The organism is Larkinella bovis (assembly GCF_042655385.1).
Lineage (GTDB): Bacteria > Bacteroidota > Bacteroidia > Cytophagales > Spirosomataceae > Larkinella > Larkinella bovis.
On sequence record NZ_JBHSMA010000010.1, the window covers coordinates 40870 to 57369 of the forward strand.

Annotated in this window: 15 protein-coding genes; 6 read left to right on the forward strand and 9 right to left on the reverse strand. The window is 55.5% G+C overall.

Translation table 11 applies throughout. The annotated features are described in order from the left end of the window. Nucleotides 1-9: 9 nt before the first annotated feature. Together ACFPMF_RS22310 and ACFPMF_RS22315 are read right to left on the reverse strand one after the other, a co-directional pair. Nucleotides 10-1065, reverse strand: a complete 1056-nt coding sequence (locus ACFPMF_RS22310; protein WP_379849230.1) for a response regulator — start codon at nt 1063-1065, stop codon at nt 10-12. After that, nucleotides 1043-2260 carry a PAS domain-containing sensor histidine kinase gene (locus ACFPMF_RS22315; RefSeq protein WP_379849232.1) on the reverse strand — a complete coding sequence of 406 codons (1218 nt, stop codon included), beginning with the start codon at nt 2258-2260 and terminating at the stop codon, nt 1043-1045. The genes ACFPMF_RS22310 and ACFPMF_RS22315 overlap by 23 nt, the downstream gene beginning before the upstream one ends. Nucleotides 2261-2530: 270 nt before the next feature. On the opposite strand from ACFPMF_RS22315, the gene ACFPMF_RS22320 reads away from it, so the two are divergent. Further along, entirely contained in the window at nt 2531-2848 is a 318-nt protein-coding gene (locus ACFPMF_RS22320; RefSeq protein WP_379849234.1) for a thioredoxin family protein, read from the forward strand. A gap of 366 nt (nt 2849-3214) precedes the next feature. On the opposite strand, the gene ACFPMF_RS22325 is transcribed toward ACFPMF_RS22320, so the two are convergent. Then, complete coding sequence (locus tag ACFPMF_RS22325; protein ID WP_379849236.1) at nt 3215-4018, reverse strand: peptidoglycan-binding protein; 804 nt, start codon at nt 4016-4018, stop codon at nt 3215-3217. 252 nt (nt 4019-4270) lie between these two features. Between ACFPMF_RS22325 and ACFPMF_RS22330 the strand changes: the two genes are divergently transcribed. Then, nucleotides 4271-4435 (forward strand): hypothetical protein, encoded by a 165-nt coding sequence (locus ACFPMF_RS22330; protein WP_379849238.1) that lies wholly within the window; start codon nt 4271-4273, stop codon nt 4433-4435. 320 nt (nt 4436-4755) lie between these two features. On the opposite strand, the gene ACFPMF_RS22335 is transcribed toward ACFPMF_RS22330, so the two are convergent. Then, nucleotides 4756-5799, reverse strand: a complete 1044-nt coding sequence (locus tag ACFPMF_RS22335) for a glycoside hydrolase family 43 protein (protein WP_379849240.1) — start codon at nt 5797-5799, stop codon at nt 4756-4758. A 178-nt stretch (nt 5800-5977) separates the two neighbouring features. Beyond that, nucleotides 5978-7957: a sialate O-acetylesterase gene (locus ACFPMF_RS22340; protein WP_379849242.1), complete on the reverse strand. Its 1980-nt coding sequence runs from the start codon at nt 7955-7957 to the stop codon at nt 5978-5980. Nucleotides 7958-8323: 366 nt separating this feature from the next. On the opposite strand from ACFPMF_RS22340, the gene ACFPMF_RS22345 reads away from it, so the two are divergent. From ACFPMF_RS22345 to ACFPMF_RS22355, 3 genes are all read left to right on the forward strand, one after another. Next, complete coding sequence (locus tag ACFPMF_RS22345) at nt 8324-10984, forward strand: DUF7133 domain-containing protein (RefSeq protein WP_379849244.1); 2661 nt, start codon at nt 8324-8326, stop codon at nt 10982-10984. Nucleotides 10985-11121: 137 nt separating this feature from the next. Further along, nucleotides 11122-11694 carry a TetR/AcrR family transcriptional regulator gene (locus ACFPMF_RS22350; RefSeq protein WP_379849246.1) on the forward strand — a complete coding sequence of 191 codons (573 nt, stop codon included), beginning with the start codon at nt 11122-11124 and terminating at the stop codon, nt 11692-11694. Then, nucleotides 11691-12362, forward strand: a complete 672-nt coding sequence (locus ACFPMF_RS22355) for an NAD-dependent epimerase/dehydratase family protein (protein ID WP_379849248.1) — start codon at nt 11691-11693, stop codon at nt 12360-12362. The genes ACFPMF_RS22350 and ACFPMF_RS22355 overlap by 4 nt, the downstream gene beginning before the upstream one ends. A gap of 50 nt (nt 12363-12412) precedes the next feature. Here the strand turns inward: ACFPMF_RS22355 and ACFPMF_RS22360 are convergent, their stop codons facing one another. The 4 genes from ACFPMF_RS22360 to ACFPMF_RS22375 form a co-directional block, all read right to left on the reverse strand. Then, a complete protein-coding gene (locus tag ACFPMF_RS22360) occupies nt 12413-13798 on the reverse strand; it encodes a sensor histidine kinase (protein ID WP_379849250.1) in 1386 nt (461 codons plus the stop codon). Nucleotides 13799-13834: 36 nt separating this feature from the next. Beyond that, nucleotides 13835-14071, reverse strand: a complete 237-nt coding sequence (locus ACFPMF_RS22365) for a hypothetical protein (protein ID WP_379849252.1) — start codon at nt 14069-14071, stop codon at nt 13835-13837. Between the two features lie 58 nt (nt 14072-14129). Further along, a complete protein-coding gene (locus ACFPMF_RS22370) occupies nt 14130-14807 on the reverse strand; it encodes a response regulator (protein ID WP_379849254.1) in 678 nt (225 codons plus the stop codon). Nucleotides 14808-14882: 75 nt separating this feature from the next. Then, entirely contained in the window at nt 14883-15755 is an 873-nt protein-coding gene (locus ACFPMF_RS22375; RefSeq protein WP_379849256.1) for an arylamine N-acetyltransferase family protein, read from the reverse strand. Nucleotides 15756-15891: 136 nt separating this feature from the next. On the opposite strand from ACFPMF_RS22375, the gene ACFPMF_RS22380 reads away from it, so the two are divergent. Next, a complete protein-coding gene (locus tag ACFPMF_RS22380; RefSeq protein ID WP_379849258.1) occupies nt 15892-16419 on the forward strand; it encodes a DinB family protein in 528 nt (175 codons plus the stop codon). Nucleotides 16420-16500: the final 81 nt, after the last annotated feature.

Sequence of the window (16500 nt, forward strand, 5' to 3'; positions counted from 1 at the left end):
TTCCTGATTTTACCACCTGGACCGTTTCAGCTTTTCGGGCTGGAGCACGCGGATGTTGGTGCCGCTGACATCGATCAGTCCGTCGGTTTTGAACTCGCTCAGGGTCCGGATCAGCGATTCGGTCGCCGTGCCGACCATGGATGCCAGATCGTCGCGGGAGAAGGGGATCACCGGTTGAGTGTCGGCGGTTTTCAAGTTTTCGTGGAGCCGCAGCAGCGTATCGGCCACCCGTCGGCGCAGCGAGTTGTAGGCCATGCCCAGCAGTTGCTGTTCGCGCTCGGTGACGCGGTTGGCGAGCAGTTGCACAAACCGCCGGGACACTTCCGCATCACGGGAAAGCAGGTCGATGAAGATTTCCCTGGGAATGTAAATCAGTTCCGAATCTTCCAGCGTTACCGCCGAATCGGTCTGGTCGGTTTGTTCCAGCAGGCTGATGTAGCCGAAAAAATCCCCCGCCTGGTACAAACCGGTAATGAATTCCTTGCCGTCGGGGTTGGTTTTGAACGTTTTGATCCGACCCGCCTGCACAAAGTAGAGCCGCATCGGTTCGTCGCCTTCCGAATACACAAACTGCTTTTTCTTGATCAGATGCCCTTTCCGGTCCACCGTCAGCGAACCGATGCCGGTCACCGTCTGGGCGTCGTCCAGGAACTGCACCAGCCCGGCCTTGGTTGGTTCGTAGGTCGGTCGCATCTGGTCGAAGCGCTTGAGTCGTCCTTCCACCGCGTTCAGCAGTTCGATTTCGTCGAACGGTTTGGTCAGGTAATCGTCGGCCCCCATCTCCATGCCCCGGCGGAAATCGGCCCGTTCGGTTTTCGCCGTCAGGAAAATAAAGGGAATGCCGGCCAGATCCGGGTTTTTGTTGAAAATATGGAGGACGCCGAAGCCGTCGAGGATCGGCATCATGATGTCGCAGATCACCAGATCCGGTCTGGTTTGCAGCGCTTTTTCCACGCCAATTTTGCCGTTTTCGGCCGTCAGGACGTGGTAGCTGGCGAGTTCCAGAATTTCGGCGGTGTTTTCCCGAATGTCGGGATTATCTTCAATGAGCAGGATCGTTTTCATGACGGAAGGAAAGGGTAACGGTGGTGCCGTGGTTTAAGTGGCTTTGGAAGTCGATGGTACCATTGAGCAGGGCTAGGTATTGGGCGACAATGTGCAGCCCCAGGCCTGTACCCTGAATGGTGGTGGCATTTTTGGCCCGGTAAAACCGCTCGAACAGGTGTTTCTGGTCGTCTTCGGACATGCCGATGCCTTCGTCCTGAACCGAAATCCGCACAGAATCGTCGCGACACTGAAGATTGACCCGGATGGACTGATTTTCTCTGGAATATTTAACGGCGTTCGACAGGAGATTCACCAGCATTTTGCGGACCAGCGACGGGTCGAGCCAGACTTTCCCGGTGCAATCCCGCTTGATCTGAATCGTCTGGCCGGGCTTCAGCATGCCCTGCATGTCGGTGACAACGGTGCTGACCAGTTCATAGAGGTTGAACAGGGAATAGGACGCTTCAATCTTGCCTTCTTCGAGTTTCCCCACCGACAGAAATTCTTCCAGAATATCGTTAAGATGATTGACTGATGCTTTAATGCGCTGAATGTGCCGGTTTCGTTTGTCCTGCTGCTCGGTGGTGGTGTATTTGTTCAGCAGATCGGCGGAGGTCATAATGGCGCTGAGGGGCGTCCGGAACTCGTGCGAGGCCATCGACACAAACCGGGATTTCAGCTCGCCCAGTTCGCGCTCGGTGGTCAGGGCCTTCGACAGTTCATCTTTCGAAACTTCCAGCTGGTGCAGCGTTACCATGAGCGCGTTCGTCCGGTCGGCGACTTTCTGTTCCAGTTCGGCATTCAATTGTTCGATCCGGTTTTTTTGGGCAATCAGCGCCCGTTCCGCTTCCAGTTTATAGGTTGTATCGATGATGTAGGCAACGATATAGAGTTCCTGGTCCTGGTAAAAGTAGCTCAGGCTGACTTCGGCCGGAAACAGTGAACCATCCTTGCGTTTGACGTGCAGGTCGCGCCCGTGCCCCATCGGGCGCACTTCCGGATGGGCGTTAAACGACTCCCGTAGACCCTTGTGCAGATTGACCAGCGAATCAGGGACCAGCAGTTCGATGGTTTGTCCCACCATTTCGGCTTCGGTGTATCCAAACATTTTCTGCGCGAACTGGCTGACTGACAGCATTTTCCCCCGGCTGTTGGAGAGGATGATGCCGATGGTGGCGTTATCGAAAACGGCAGAAAACAGGTCGGTAATCATACGGTTTTAATCCGGTTTTTTGCAAAGAAAGGCTTCCTCCGGAATTTGTCGCAAAGTAAGGGCGAAAAAAGAGCTTCTAGCTGACGAACATCAGTCGGCAAACCAACCGATCTCATGGGGCCGGGGGCGGGAAACGTGCAATTTTACAGAACCGATTGCCCGGTACTCGGTTTACGGAATTCGGTTTACGGTTCTCTGCTGGAGGTCAGCGACGGCCGTAAACGAGGCCACGTTAAACTGAAAACCGGAAACCGTACAACTGATGACTTTATGGAAACGACTGTTTTTCGGCCTCTTATCGTTCCCGCCAAAACTGCGGTCCTGCTGGTGTTCGTGCCCCCTTCGTTGACGCAACTACTCGCCGTCAATCAGGTACTGGACCGGGTTCGGACCGAACTGGGTGCTTTTATTCGGATTACCCGTGTCGATCAGGCCGTTCATCCCGAAGTTGTTCGAAGTTTTGAAGTCCAGCAACTGCCTTCGTTCGTCTTATTGAAGCAGGGGGCTGAAATCTGGCGCCATCCCGGTTTGCTGGATGCGCAGGAATTGACCCGGCTCCTGACCGAACGTTTGCAGGAGGACGATTGAAAGACGTACCGCAGGTTTGTGGTTTCGTACCCTGTTGACTGCCTATTTGGAAACGTTTAAACAAAACCCTGCCAGTGGTCCAACGCCCTGGCAGGGTTCCCAGCTACCATCTTACTCGAACAGACTCAACATTCACGGAATCGATTGTTACCAGCCGGTGCCTGCGGGCGATTGGCCCCAAACGGCGCAGCTGTTCCGACTCATGAACAGCAAGTTGCAGCAGGAAGCTAAGAATGAGCTTAATAAAAGCTTAGAATTAGCTTAGAACGGCTACCGATTCACGAAAACCGCAGCGTGCCAGGGAGATCATCGCATCGTCCGCGTGATTGTATCATTTTGATTTAAGCCAGCACCAGCAGCCGGTTTTTAGGCCGATAAAAGCCGTTCGCCCGTCCGGAACGCATCCGTAAATTCGGCCAGTCCGTGGCTCCCGCCGTTGACGAGCCGCCGGGCCTGTCGCAGATCGTCGTCGATCAGGGCTTCGCGGATTTGTCGTTCTTTGGTTTTCAGAAAAAGGGCGAGAATATCAGCCGCAATCTGCGGGTCATTGGCCTTGGTCGGGTTGGTAATCAGGTCGATTTTGAGCTTATCGCCGATGGTTTTGTAGTTACTCCGGCCCGTCAACTGAATAAATCCCCGGCCCTTGAACTGGCTGCCGTCGGGCGGCCCCTGGTTGCCAAGGTCCTTCCGGTGGTCGTACAGATCGAACGGTTTGCCGCCCGGTGAGGTATTGAAGCGCGATTTCCCCTCGTCGATGGGCACAAAACCGGCGGTTTCGGCCCGAATCGTTGACAATGCCATCAGAATCATGTTTCGGTCGCCGAGCTGCTGTTTTTCCAGCGCACCGAGAACGGCGGGTAAATTCTTCTTGATGTTGTCGAGGGGTGTTGCCGGAAACATCCGGGAGACGAGGCCCACGGTCACGTTCTGGATGATCGAATGGGCGGCCACGGTTTCGGGCTCGGGCTCGAAACCGAGTGCCAGCAGCGTTTTGATGTCCACAATGCCGTTAGCGAGCAGTCCTTCACTTTTCTGAAAGGCAATCACTGCCGCTTCGGTGCCGGTGCCAAAATCCTGATCGACCTTGCCGGGGTTGAAGCCCAGCGCCTTCAGGCGTTGTTGCAGAAGGGCCACGTCCGGGCCAAAATCATCAATCTTGAGGGGTTTCATGAACAGAAGAGGATTGGAATAGTGGAGGAAAGAACGTGTTCAATTTCGTTTATTTTCAGGGTGATAGGAAACCGTTTGCTAAAAGGCAGTGGAGCACAGTCCGCCCGATAAAGCCGGTTTTTCGATTTGGCGCAAAGTCGAAGATATCACGGGCGAAAAAATGGGGATGATCGGAGCAAGGACGACGTTCTGGTACAGGAACCGATGAGCGAATAGCTCGTTTACCCGCGTCATTCTGACCGCTAGCTTTCCATGCGTGTGGTGCTTCGTCCGAATCAATGGCTTCTGCTGCTGACCGGCTGGCTGCTGGCGGTTTTGCCCCTGCACGCCCGGGTTGAAATCACCAGCCGCCAGTCGCCGACTTTTGAAGGATGGATTTTCGGGAAAACCGGGGTGGCAAGCTGTTTGGTGGATTGAACAACAGCAGCGGGGGAAACGACCCGCCAACTGCCGCCGACGCGGGGGGCGGTTTTTGACCGGGGTAAATACGGCTACATTTCCCGACCTCCAGTGATGGATGGAAACGAATAAACCGCCGAACAGTCCCTTGATCAGCCCACGGCTTTAGCGGTGGGATAAAGCGAACAGAAACCGGCTGATCCAGGAACCGTTAAAACGGTTCGGTTCCTACTGGGGTCCTGTTGCCCCGGTTTTAACCGGGGGGCTGATAAAGAGCGTCAATTCGGCGGTTCGTTAATTTGTTACCGGGGCTGAGATTGCATTTCGGGCAATCCGGCTTAGGGCGTAATGGTTTCAAGCGTGCCGTCGGGGTTTCGTTTCAATTCCCGGACTTTGATATTGCGCAGGTGCGTTTTTCCCGACAATTCAACGTCGTGGTAGAAGAGGTACCACTTGCCCTTGAACTCAACAATGGAGTGGTGCGTCGTCCAGCCTGTAACCGGATTCATGAGGTTACCCTGGTAGGTAAACGGGCCGTAGGGCGATTTGCTGGTAGCGTAGGCCAGAAAATGGGTGTCGCCGGTCGAGTACGAAAAGTAATAGGTGCCGTTGTATTTGTGGAGCCAGGCGCCTTCGAAAAACCGGCGGTCATGGTCACCCCCGAGCAGCGGTTTGCCGGTTTTGTCCACGATCACCACGTCCCGCAGGGGTTCGTCGAGTTGGAGCATGTTGTTGCTCAGCCGGGCGACTTTGGCGCTCAGGGCGGGCTCCTTGTCTTTGCCCAAATCCGTTTTGGACCCGTTCGCTTCGTACTGACCCGTATGCCACCGCTGTAACTGCCCTCCCCAGATGCCACCTAAATACAGGTAGGATTTGCCGTCGGTATCGGTAAAAACCGCCGGATCGATGCTGTACGCGCCCGACATTGGCTGGGGTTCGGCCTTGAACGGTCCGGCGGGTGATTTGCTGGTAGCGACGCCGATGCGGAACACGTCCTGTTTATCCTTGACCGGAAAATAGAGGTAATACGTGCCGTTTTTGTAGGCCGCATCCGGTGCCCAGAGTTGCCGTCCCGCCCAGGGAATATCCTTGATGTCGAGCGCTACCCCGTGGTCGGTAACCTTCCCGTCGATGGCGTCCATCGACAGCACGTGGTAATCCCGCATGGCAAAATGGCTCCCGGCATCATCCTGCGGGATGTTGGCTTCAATGTCGTGCGATGGATAAATGTAAATTTTTCCGTTGAAAACGTGCGCCGACGGGTCTGCCGTATAAATGTGCGTGACCAGCGGTTTGGGTTTGGCTGTCTGGCAAAAACCGGGTGTGAGCCCCGACAGCAACAGGCAACTGCCAGCAACGATGGTTTTGGTGAAAACTGACATAAGAGATGGATTATTGATTAATTGAAATAGCGATTGGCAAGAAATGCTTTTCGGGTCGAATCCGGGTCCGGCGCCACGGCGTTCAGGACTGGCAGGGCCAGAAGAAGGAGGTAGGCGGTTGTTTTCATGGTCATGTCTTGGGATGCAGGCAACAAGCGGGACGAAAACCGGGTCATGGTTACGGATCGGTACTGAACGGTGAAGCCGGTAAACCTTCCTGGTTAGCGAGATTGGCGGTTTCCGGATTGTCGGCCCAGGCGTAGCGGACTACCACCGGATTCGGGACCTGCTCACTCCAGACCACGACCTGGTTCCCCTGGATGCGGGTGTGGGCCCAGACAAACCGTCGGTCGGCTCCGGCAATGGCAAAATGCTTCAGTTCACCGCCATTCTTCGCCACCAGCCCACTGCCAACCTGGGAAAACGAAAGCACGATCCGGTTCCCTTTCCGGTGCATGGATTGATAAACCGGGCCGGAATACACCCCTTTTTTGTCGCCGTAGGCCCGATGCCGGGCCGCCAGCGCGAGCCGTTTGCCTACGGTTTCCTTGTCCAGCGGGTGAATGTCGTTCCACTCCCCGGCATCAATGGCGACGGCCATTGCCGTATTCGGCACCGACAGGGTTTTCAGTTGCGCATTCCGTAGTTCGGCCCACTGACTTTCTGCAGGCTGGTCGGTGGCCGGGAGGTAGTTGGCCAACTGCACGAACAGAAAGGGGAAATCGCCCGAAACCGCTCCTGTATGGTTCCAGTGCCGTCGCCAGTCGGCAATCAGGGCCGGGAACGATCGTTGGTATTCCGACGCGTTGCCGGTGTTGGCTTCCCCCTGGTACCAGATGACGCCCTTGATGGCGGTTTGGATCAGAGGGGCTATCATGCCGTTGAACAGGCCACCCGGTTTATACTGGAAGAAGGTCGTAGCGGGCATCGGTCCCGACCGTGCCCCGACCTGATACTGCCAATGTCCCCGGAGGTCGATGGTTTGCCCCCCGGCGATGAGCTGATACGGTTTGTCCGGGATAAAACCGCCTTTCCCGGCGGTGTTGATCACCCGGACCACCAGCGTATTTTTTCCGGGTTTTAACAGATTCGGAGGCAATTCGTAGCGCCGGGGTGGATACTGGTAACCGATCGTTCCGGCAAAATGACCGTTGATAAACACCGAATCGCTGTCGACAATCCGACCCAGAAATAACTTGGCAGGCTGGTTGGCCAGGCTGGCCGGTAGCTCGATTTCTTTCCGAAACCAGACTACGCCATTGCCCTGGGGGACGCCCGCATCTTCCCAAAAACCGGGTAGTTCCATCGTCGGCCAGTGGGATGCGTCGTAGGTTGGATCGGCCCAGTTTGGTGATCCTTGCCAGCCCTTGTCCTGTCGGCGCAACTGTAAATGCCAGTCGCGAAGGGCCTTTTGTTCACGTTTCTGAATTCGGGTGACGTACAGACTGTCTTTTAAGGGTTCAGCCGTGGCCAGGTGCTCCGGAAAGGCTTTCAGGGCTTCGGCGCTCAGCCAGGCTTCGGCCGGAGAGCCGCCCACGCTGGCGTTGATCAGGCCGATGGGTATGCGGTATTTCTCGAAAAGTTCTCTGGCAAAAAAGTACCCCACCGCCGTAAACCGCAGCACATTCTGGGGGGTAGCCGATTCCCAGCGTCCCGGCGGTACATCGTCCTGCGGCTGTTGGAAATCATACCGGGTCGGCAGGAAAAAGTGGCGGATGGCCGGATTCCGGGCCTGGGCAATTTCGTTGGGATAGCGTTCCTTAACCCGCTCCATCGGCAGCACCATGTTCGATTGGCCCGAACAAATCCAGACATCGCCGATCCATACGTCGTTCATTGTGATCCGGTTACTGCCTGTAATCGTCAGTTGGTAAGGGCCACCGGCTTGCAGGGCGGGCAGTTTAAGTTTCCATTTACCGTCGGGTCCGGTTGTCGTCCGGGCGGTCCGGCTGTTGAGCGTCACCTCGACAGTTTCGCCCGCGCTGGCCCAGCCCCATACCGGAATGGGCGTGTCCCGTTGCAACACCAAGCCGTCGCTGATCAGCCGGGGCAGCCGAACCTGCCCAAAAACCGGTGGGCCGATGATGAGGAATAGCCAGAGCCACTGACTCCGCATCCGGAAAACCGGCCCTTTCACCAGGTACGAAGGAAACCGCATAGCGTTAGAGTCGTTGGGATAATGGCCCGCTCAATCAGTTCGTGGTTTAACGGCATGGTGCGGGTGGTATGGGCGCGCCACCATCTGCCTGAAGGCGCTTCCGGACAACGGAATAATAATCGATTTTATCCTGTTTTTTGACGAAAATGGACCATAGCGAGGCAGGAACAGCGGCTATTGGATTTCGAAAATCCTTCTTAAATACAAGGATACAAAAAATAAATGCAGCCATACCGATCATTCCCGGAAATTTATGCAACCGACTGGCGTTGTAGATAAGCCTAAATTTTATTTTAAATCTGCCCGTTGTCCGCTTATTTCGTAGTTAATTCTCCGCGTGCTGTAAAACCTCTAAAAAGTGATAGTATGTTAAAAGTCTCCTTGAGTCTGGTGTATGCTTTTCTGATCCTGATTACGGCTGTCGGGAAGTTAGGCATTTCCGGGAATTCACTTGAAAATTCTGATGATCAGGCTGCCAGGTTGCAGCCTAAACCAAAGAGCCAGCCCAGCGGACCGGATGATATTGTCATTACTCCTTTTGCCGGCCCCGAACTGACGCCCAGTCCGGCCTGTCTGGCGGTGGCGCCAACCGGCGAGGTGTTCGTGGGCGTCGATATGATCGGCTCGCTGGGTAAAACCCCGGGGAAGGGGTACGTCATCAAACTGGTAGACAGCGATAATGACGGTAAGGTAGACCAGAACACGAAGTTCTGCATGGTCGATAACCCGCGCGGAATTATTGCCAACGGCGACCAGCTTTTTGTGCTGCACACGACGTTCTCGAAAGAAACCGGCAAAGCCAGTGGCATGGATCTGGTGGTTTTCGAGGATAAGAACCACGATGGCGTGGCCGATGGAGATCCCAAACCGCTGATTCAAAACATCAGTTCGCCGAAATTTCTGCAAAGCCGGGGCACCGACCACGCCACCAACGGCATTCGGATGGGCATCGACGGCTGGATTTATATCGCCGTGGGGGACTTCGGTTTCCACGACGCGGTGGATCGCTCCGGGAAAAAATTGACGCAACTCGGCGGGGGAATTGTTCGGGTGCGGCCGGATGGCACCGAAACGGAGGTGTTCACGCACGGACTGCGGAACATTTACGACGTAGCCATTGACCCGTATATGAACGTCTTCACGCGGGATAACACCAACGATGGCGGGGGCTGGAACATTCGGTTCAGCCACCAGATTCAGTCGGGTGAATACGGTTATCCGGTGCTGTTCAAGCATTTTACGGACGAAATCATTCCGGCGCTGGTCGATGTGGGGGGCGGTTCGGGAACGGGTTCGCTATTCCTGGACGAGCCGACCTGGCCGGCGAAATACAATAACGTACCGATGATGGCCGATTGGGGCCGCAGCCAGTTGTACATCCACCGCGTAACACCGGACGGGGCGAGTTATACGCAGAAAGAGGAAGAATTCATCAAACTTCCCCAGATTACGGATGTCGATGTCGATGCGTCGGGCCGGATGTATCTGGCCGCCTGGGACGGTGCGGGGTATTCGGGGAACCCCTCGAAGGGCTACGTGGTGCGGGCGGTGCCCAAAGGCTGGTCTTACAAAGCGTTTACGGACGTAAAAAAAGCGTCGGTGAAGCAACTGGGCGAGTTGCTGAAATCCGCTAGCGCCGTGGCCCGTCTGGCCGCGCAGCAGGAATTGCTGACCCGGCCCGGTAAAAATTCGGCCAGCACCGCCTGGAAAATTGCCGAAGACAAGAGCTTATCAAAACCGGCCCGGATTGCCGGAATGTATACATACGCGCAACTGGCGGGCGAAGAAGGCATCGCTAATCTGGTGAAGCTGACCGCCGAACCCGACTTTCGGGAATATGCGCTGCGGGTGCTGGCCGACCGGAAACCGTACCTCAAAACGGTACCGATTGAGCCGTTTTTACAGGCTTTGACCGATCCGTCGGAACGGGTTCGACTGGCCGCTACCATCGGTTTGGGCCGTTTGGGTCGGCCGGAAGCCGCAACGGCGCTGTTAAAGATCAACGTTCCGGCTTCGTTTACGCCCCCGGCCAAAGGGACGGAAGGCCCCCACGCGACGCCCAATTCGGCGCTTGTTCCGGGGCATATTGCGGTGCGTTCGCTGGTGGCCCTGAATGCAGTCGATGCCTGCGTCAAGGCGATTGGTACCGAAAATTCGACGATTGCGCTCTGGGCGTTGCGGTACATGCACGATCCGAAAGCCGTCAGTGGCTTGATTGCAGCCTACACCAAAAGCCAGGATGCGACCCTGAAAAAAGAGATCCTGACTACGCTGGCGCGGCTGTACAAAAAAGAAGCCGACTACGATGGTTCGTGGTGGTGGAGTACCCGGCCCGACACGCACGGCCCGTATTACAAGGGAATTACCTGGGAGTCGTCGCCCGCTATCAAAGAGGTTTTGAAGCAGGAATGGAATAAAGCCGGGGAAGGCGGAAAGCCCTTTTTTGCCGATCTGAACAGCCGGTTACGCCTGGAAATTACGGAATTCGGGGGAGAAGAAGTGGTGGCGGCCAAGGAAGAAACCAGGGTCGATCTGGAAAAAATCAGAAACCAGAAAGGGCAGGTCGGGAAGGCGTCGATTGAAGATGTGATGCTGGCCATGGCCAAAATACCGGGTGACCCGGCGCTGGGCAAACAACTCTTTACGCAACAGGGCTGTATTGCCTGCCACAGCCTGTCGAAAAGCGAGCCGATGAAAGGGCCGTTCATGGGCCAAATCGGGTCGATCATGAACCGGGAGCAGATTGCCGAATCGATCCTGAAACCGAACGCGTCGATTTCGCAGGGATTTGCAACGGTCCAGATTACCGCCAAAGGCAACAAAACCTATATGGGCTTCGTGACGGAAGAAAGTTCGAGCCGCGTGGTGCTGCGGGACATTGCCGGGCAGGTATATACGCTCAAGGCCAGCGACATTCTTACCCGGAAGGAACTGGAAACTTCGATGATGCCGTCCGGACTGGCGAATGCGTTATCGTATGAAGAATTTGCGTCGCTGATTACCTTCCTGTCGCAGCAGAAAAAGTAAACACCGTCGGGTTACGGGCTGAAGAAACAACCTGATCCGCCAAAAACCGGTGACAAAATACAAGCTCCGACGGAGCGTTCTAAAATTTTAGGGCGCTCTGCCGGAGCTTTTTTGAAGAGTGATCAGTCAATTCTGAGATGGAAAAACCCGAAAAAATATTAGCAACAGCCCTAACGCTTTTTGTGAACTACGGTTTTCATGGTACGCCCACGAGCCGGATCGCCCATGAAGCCGGGGTGTCCAACGGAACGCTCTTTCATTATTTCAAGACCAAGGACGAACTGGTGGTGGCGCTTTACCATTCCATCCGGGCGGAGCTGAACCAATACCTGGCGGACCGAATCAGCGGAGGGAAAACGCCGAAGGAGAAGTTTCAGAATCTGTTTGTGGGGTCGGTGGAATGGGGGCTGGAACATAGCGACGCGTTTTATTTCATCCAGCAATTTCATTTTTCCCCGCATCTGGGGCTGGTGCCCGAAGAAAGCCGGCAGCAAACCGCCATCCAGACGCAGGTGTTAGAGGAAGCCGGAAACGCCCATCGGTTCAAACCGTTACCGATTGCGTTGATCGCAACGCTTTCGACCAGCCAGATGTACGGCACATACCAGTACCTGATGGCGCATCCGTTACCCCCCGATGCGCGTCGGCAATGGCTCAATGATGTTTTTGAACTGACCTGGACGATGGTCGCAAACCCCGAAGCCCCATGAAAAGCAATGGCGTACGAGCAATTATTACCGGCGTAACCGGCATGGTTGGTGAAGGTGTCCTGCTGGAATGTCTGCAACACCCGGAGGTGGAAGCTGTGCTGATCATCAACCGGAAACCGTCCGGTTTTTCGCACCCCAAACTGACCGAAATCGTTCACGCCGATTTCTATAATTTTACGCCGATTCAAAACCGCCTGGTGGGTTACAACGCCTGTTTCTTCTGTCTGGGCGTATCGTCGGTGGGGATGAACGAAAAGGATTACTACAGAGTAACGTACACCCTGACGATGCACGTAGCGACCACCCTGAGCCAGTTGAATCCGGACATGACATTCTGCTACGTTTCGGGCGGGGGGACCGACAGCACCGAAAAAGGACGCTTGATGTGGGCGCGGGTGAAGGGCAAAACCGAGAATGATCTGACGAAACTACCGTTCAGACAGGTCTATAACTTTCGGCCGGGCTTTCTGAAACCGTCCGAAGGCATGAAAAACACGAATCGATACTACCACTACATCGGCTGGCTGTATCCGATGGGTCGCGCGCTGTTCCCCGCCCTTTTTTGCTCCCTCCGGGAAATGGGACAGGCCATGATCAAAGCCGTCACGAAGGGGTACGAGAAACCGGTTCTGGAAGTGAGGGACATCGTCGAATTAGCGAAACGATAGGCGGTTTTGTTTGAAAATGACCACTTTGCGGGTTGCGGAAAACCGGCTGGTCAGGAAACCGGCTGTCCGGCAGCCCGGATGAATTCAAGCCGGAACACCGTTGGCTGGCCCTCCCCCGAAGTAACGGAAATTTTTCCCTGATGCAACCGGATGATTTGCTCGACCAGCGACAGCCCAACGCCATAGCCCCGGGTTTCGGCGGTTTGCCGGCCTCGGTAGAAGGGTTCGAAGACGTACGGCAGATCAGCAGCCGGAATGGGTTTGCCGTTGTTTTGAACGCTCACCAAAACCGAGTTGTCGTTGAAATGAACCTGAATCAGCGCCTTGCCGTCGTTGGAAAATTTGCAGGCATTCTCGGTCAGGTTTTTCAGGGCGGTTCGCAGCAGGGCGGTATTGCCCGGCACGGTTAGCTGGTTGAAATCGTCGGGCAATTCTTCAAAATGAACGCTCACGTCATAACCTGGCCCCAGCCTGCTGACCTCCTCCCGAATGTCCCAGATGACCTCATCCAGCCGCACCGAGTCCGTCAGCAGATCGACCGGCGACGCCTGATTGACCTGCGAAAGCTGCAATAACTCCCGCGTCAGAATCGACAGTTCCGTAACATCATCGAGCACCGACCGGATCGTTTCTTCGTACACCGCCGACTCGCGGGGGTTGAGCAGGGCCACTTCCAGTTGCGAACTGATCTGCGTCAATGGGTTTTTGAGTTCGTGCGAAACATTGGCGACAAACATCCGCTGCAACCGGAATGATTCGTCGATCCGGTCGAGCAGCCGGTTAAGGGTGGTGGAAAGGCGGCTGATTTCGTCGTTTTCCGTACTGACCGGCAGACGTTCCGACCGGGTATTCGGAAAAATATGGTTCAGGTACTGTTCGATGCGCTGCATGGGCCGGAGCGCTTCCCCCGCATACAGCCAGCCCGAGAACGCTACGACGCCCACAATGGCACCGAACAGCCCGATCAGAACGCCGAGCATCTGGCGCAGAAACTGATCGCCGTAGAGGTTTTCGGCACTGGCCAGCACGACATACTGTTCGGAAGCGGTGTCGTACCGAACGCCGGTGACGTAAGCCGTGCCCTGCCGGAATTTACGGCTTTGCTTTTTCCGGATCACATCCAGCTCCTGCGTGGAAACGGCGAGCGGAACGCGCTGGGTGGTAATAAAAACCGGGGTGTTGTGACCATCATACACCGCAATTTTCTGCGCAGGAAGCTGGTCTTTCCGCAGGCGGGTGAGTTGGCCCAGCAGTTGCGGGGCCATGTGTTGCCGGATCAGCAGCTCCCCGACGGTGTCGGCCTTGCGGTGGAGCCGCCGGTAAAAGTCCGACGAAATAAAATACCAGCAAAAGGCATACAGGCAGGCAAACGCCAGCGCCAGAATGGCGGAAACCAGGCCGGTAAAGCGAAGGGTCAGTCGGGTACGAATGGTCATACCGTTGGAGAAAGCAGTCCGGTAACATTCGGCATGTTACGGCCGCAGTAAGGCAGGAATATCAACAAACCAGGCAATCAGCAGCGTCAGGACAAACAAACTAACCATCAGAATCAGGAGCCAGTCGGGGCGCCGGGGTTCCCGGGGATCGGAGTCGGACAACCGCAAACCCTTTGGGGATTGCCTCCGGTGACCCGGACCGGTTTGGAAGGAGTGACTGTACCGCACGTTAGCCATATTGTATTCAAACACGCTCGGCTGCAAAGCTGCCACAAAGTCCTTAAACCGGGCTAAGGAACTCCTTAGAATTTACTTAGAAAACCGCCCCGCATCATTCTTCTTTCAGAACGTACCCCATGCCAAACTGCGTATGAATGAGCTTTTTCGGGAAATCCTTGTCGATTTTCTTGCGCAAATAATTGATGTAAACTTCCACCACATTCGTTCCGGCATCGAACTTCAGATCCCAGACCCGCTCGGCAATGTCTACCTTCGACAACACCCGGCCCTGGTTGCGCATCAGGTATTCGAGCAGCGCAAACTCGCGGGCGGTCAGGTCGATGGGCTGGCCGTCGCGGCTGACGGTTTTGGCATCCAGATTCATTTCAATCCCCGCAAACCGGAGTAGCTGGGCCGTCATGGCCACCTGCGAACCGCGTTTGGTCAGCGACCGCACCCGCGCCAGCAGTTCGGCAAACTGGAACGGTTTGGTCAGGTACTGATCCGTTCCGGCATCGAATCCGGTTACTTTATCGCTGGTTTCGCCCAGAGCCGTCAGCAGCAAAATCGGCGTCGTCACGCCCTGCGCCCGCAGTTGCCGAATCAGTTCAAAACCGTTCAGGCCGGGAATGATTACGTCGGTAATGATGGCGGCATAGGTATTCTTTAGGGCTAAGCGTTTGGCAATCAGGCCGTCGTACGCAATGTCCACTTCGTACTGCGTCTCTTCCAGGCCCTGCCGGATCGCGTGCAGGGTCTTGGGTTCATCTTCTACCACTAATAGTTTCATAAGCAGAATTGTCGTTAAATACCTAACCGTTCGCCAACCGGATTGTTCCGGAAAACCGCCCGCCCAAACCGGGACTTACCGGGATTCAGCCGCTGCGTCGATCAGCCCTTGGAGGGTAGCATCCAGGTCGGGATGGTCGGGTAACGTCAACCGGAAGTTTTCCCGGAGGACACGCCGGATGTCGGCCACACTCGTGAGTTCGCACTGTTCGGATTCGCGGCCCAGCCAGTGGGTCGTCAGCACGGTATTGCGGAGCCCAAACCGCCCACCGGGAAACGGCCGGGCGACCGAAAGACTCGTCAGGAAAAAGGAAGCCGGGTGGGTGCACAGATACCAGCTAAACATTTCATAATCAGGTTGCAGGTGTTCGCGCAGGGTGAAGCGATACAGCGGCCGCCACGCGTGCTGGACGTGGGCCTGTAATACCCATTCGCCCCCGGATTCGATCAGCCGGAAGTCTTCGTGTGGAGTCGTTTGTACCGCATTCAGCACCAGTTGCAACGGCCCCGTGGGCGTTAGCCCCCCAAAACCGACATCGACCAGAAACGACTCGCCTTCGGCTTCGACCTGCAAAAGCTTGTGACTGATCGCCTTGACCGTCCCTTCCGGAACGTTCCACAGCACCCGGGCGGCCAACCCGCGGACCCGGTATCCCAACGTTTTCAGGACATGACTCAGCAGCAGGTTGTGTTCGAAACAATAGCCACCCCGGCCCCCGTAGACCATTTTTTGCTGCAACGAGTCGATGTCGAGCAAAACCGGGATGCGAAGCAGCGGATTGAAGCTTTCAAAAGCGATGGTTTCCGCATGCAGACGCTGCAGGAGTTGCAGGGTTGCGAGCGTCGGTTGCCGGTCGCCAGTGTAACCGATGCGTTGTAAATAGGCATCAAGGTCCAGCCCGGCTGCGGGCTGGGCTACTTCCTGTTTCTGAGTGAGTTGTGCTTGCATGGGAGCGGTGGTGAAAAAACCGGGTGAAAAATAACCGGGCTATTTTTTCAAATGATCAGACAAGACCGGTTGGCTGCTGACATAGGGCTGTCACAAGGCCGTCGTATCTTTATCGTACACAAAAACCAACAACATTATGGTACCAGCCCGCATCGAAAAAACCGAACTGACCCTGGCCTCTTTTGTCGCCGACTGCGCAATTTACAACCTCTGGGCCAATCAGCAACTGGTCGATTGGTTGAAAACCAAGCCGGTTGCATTGATGGAGAAAACCGTGCCGTCGAGTTTTCCGAGTTTGAAAGAGACGCTGGTGCACATCTGGGATACGGAGCGGTTCTGGCTGTCGGTCTTGCAACAGGTTCCGGCCCCGCCCTCGTTCCGGTTGTTTGGCTTCGATGGTACGGTGGAAGAGGTTTTTGAGGGAATTGTGGAACATTCCGCCGACTTGGCCGACTACCTCCAGTCGTTGACCGAGCCGGAATGGCAGGAAGACGTTATCTTTACCTCACCCTGGGCCGAAGGCATCCGGTCGCGGATCGAATTCACGCACCATTGCCTGAATCACAGTACCTATCACCGGGGGCAGGTCGTCACCATTGGCCGGAATCTCGGCCTGACCGACGCGCCCATGACGGATTACAGTTTTTATTTTCTGATGAAATGAAATAGACAAGAGAAGAAAGACTTCCGACAGAAACCCGCCGTTTTCTCCCTCCTTTATCTCTTGTCTCTTGTCTTTTCTCTT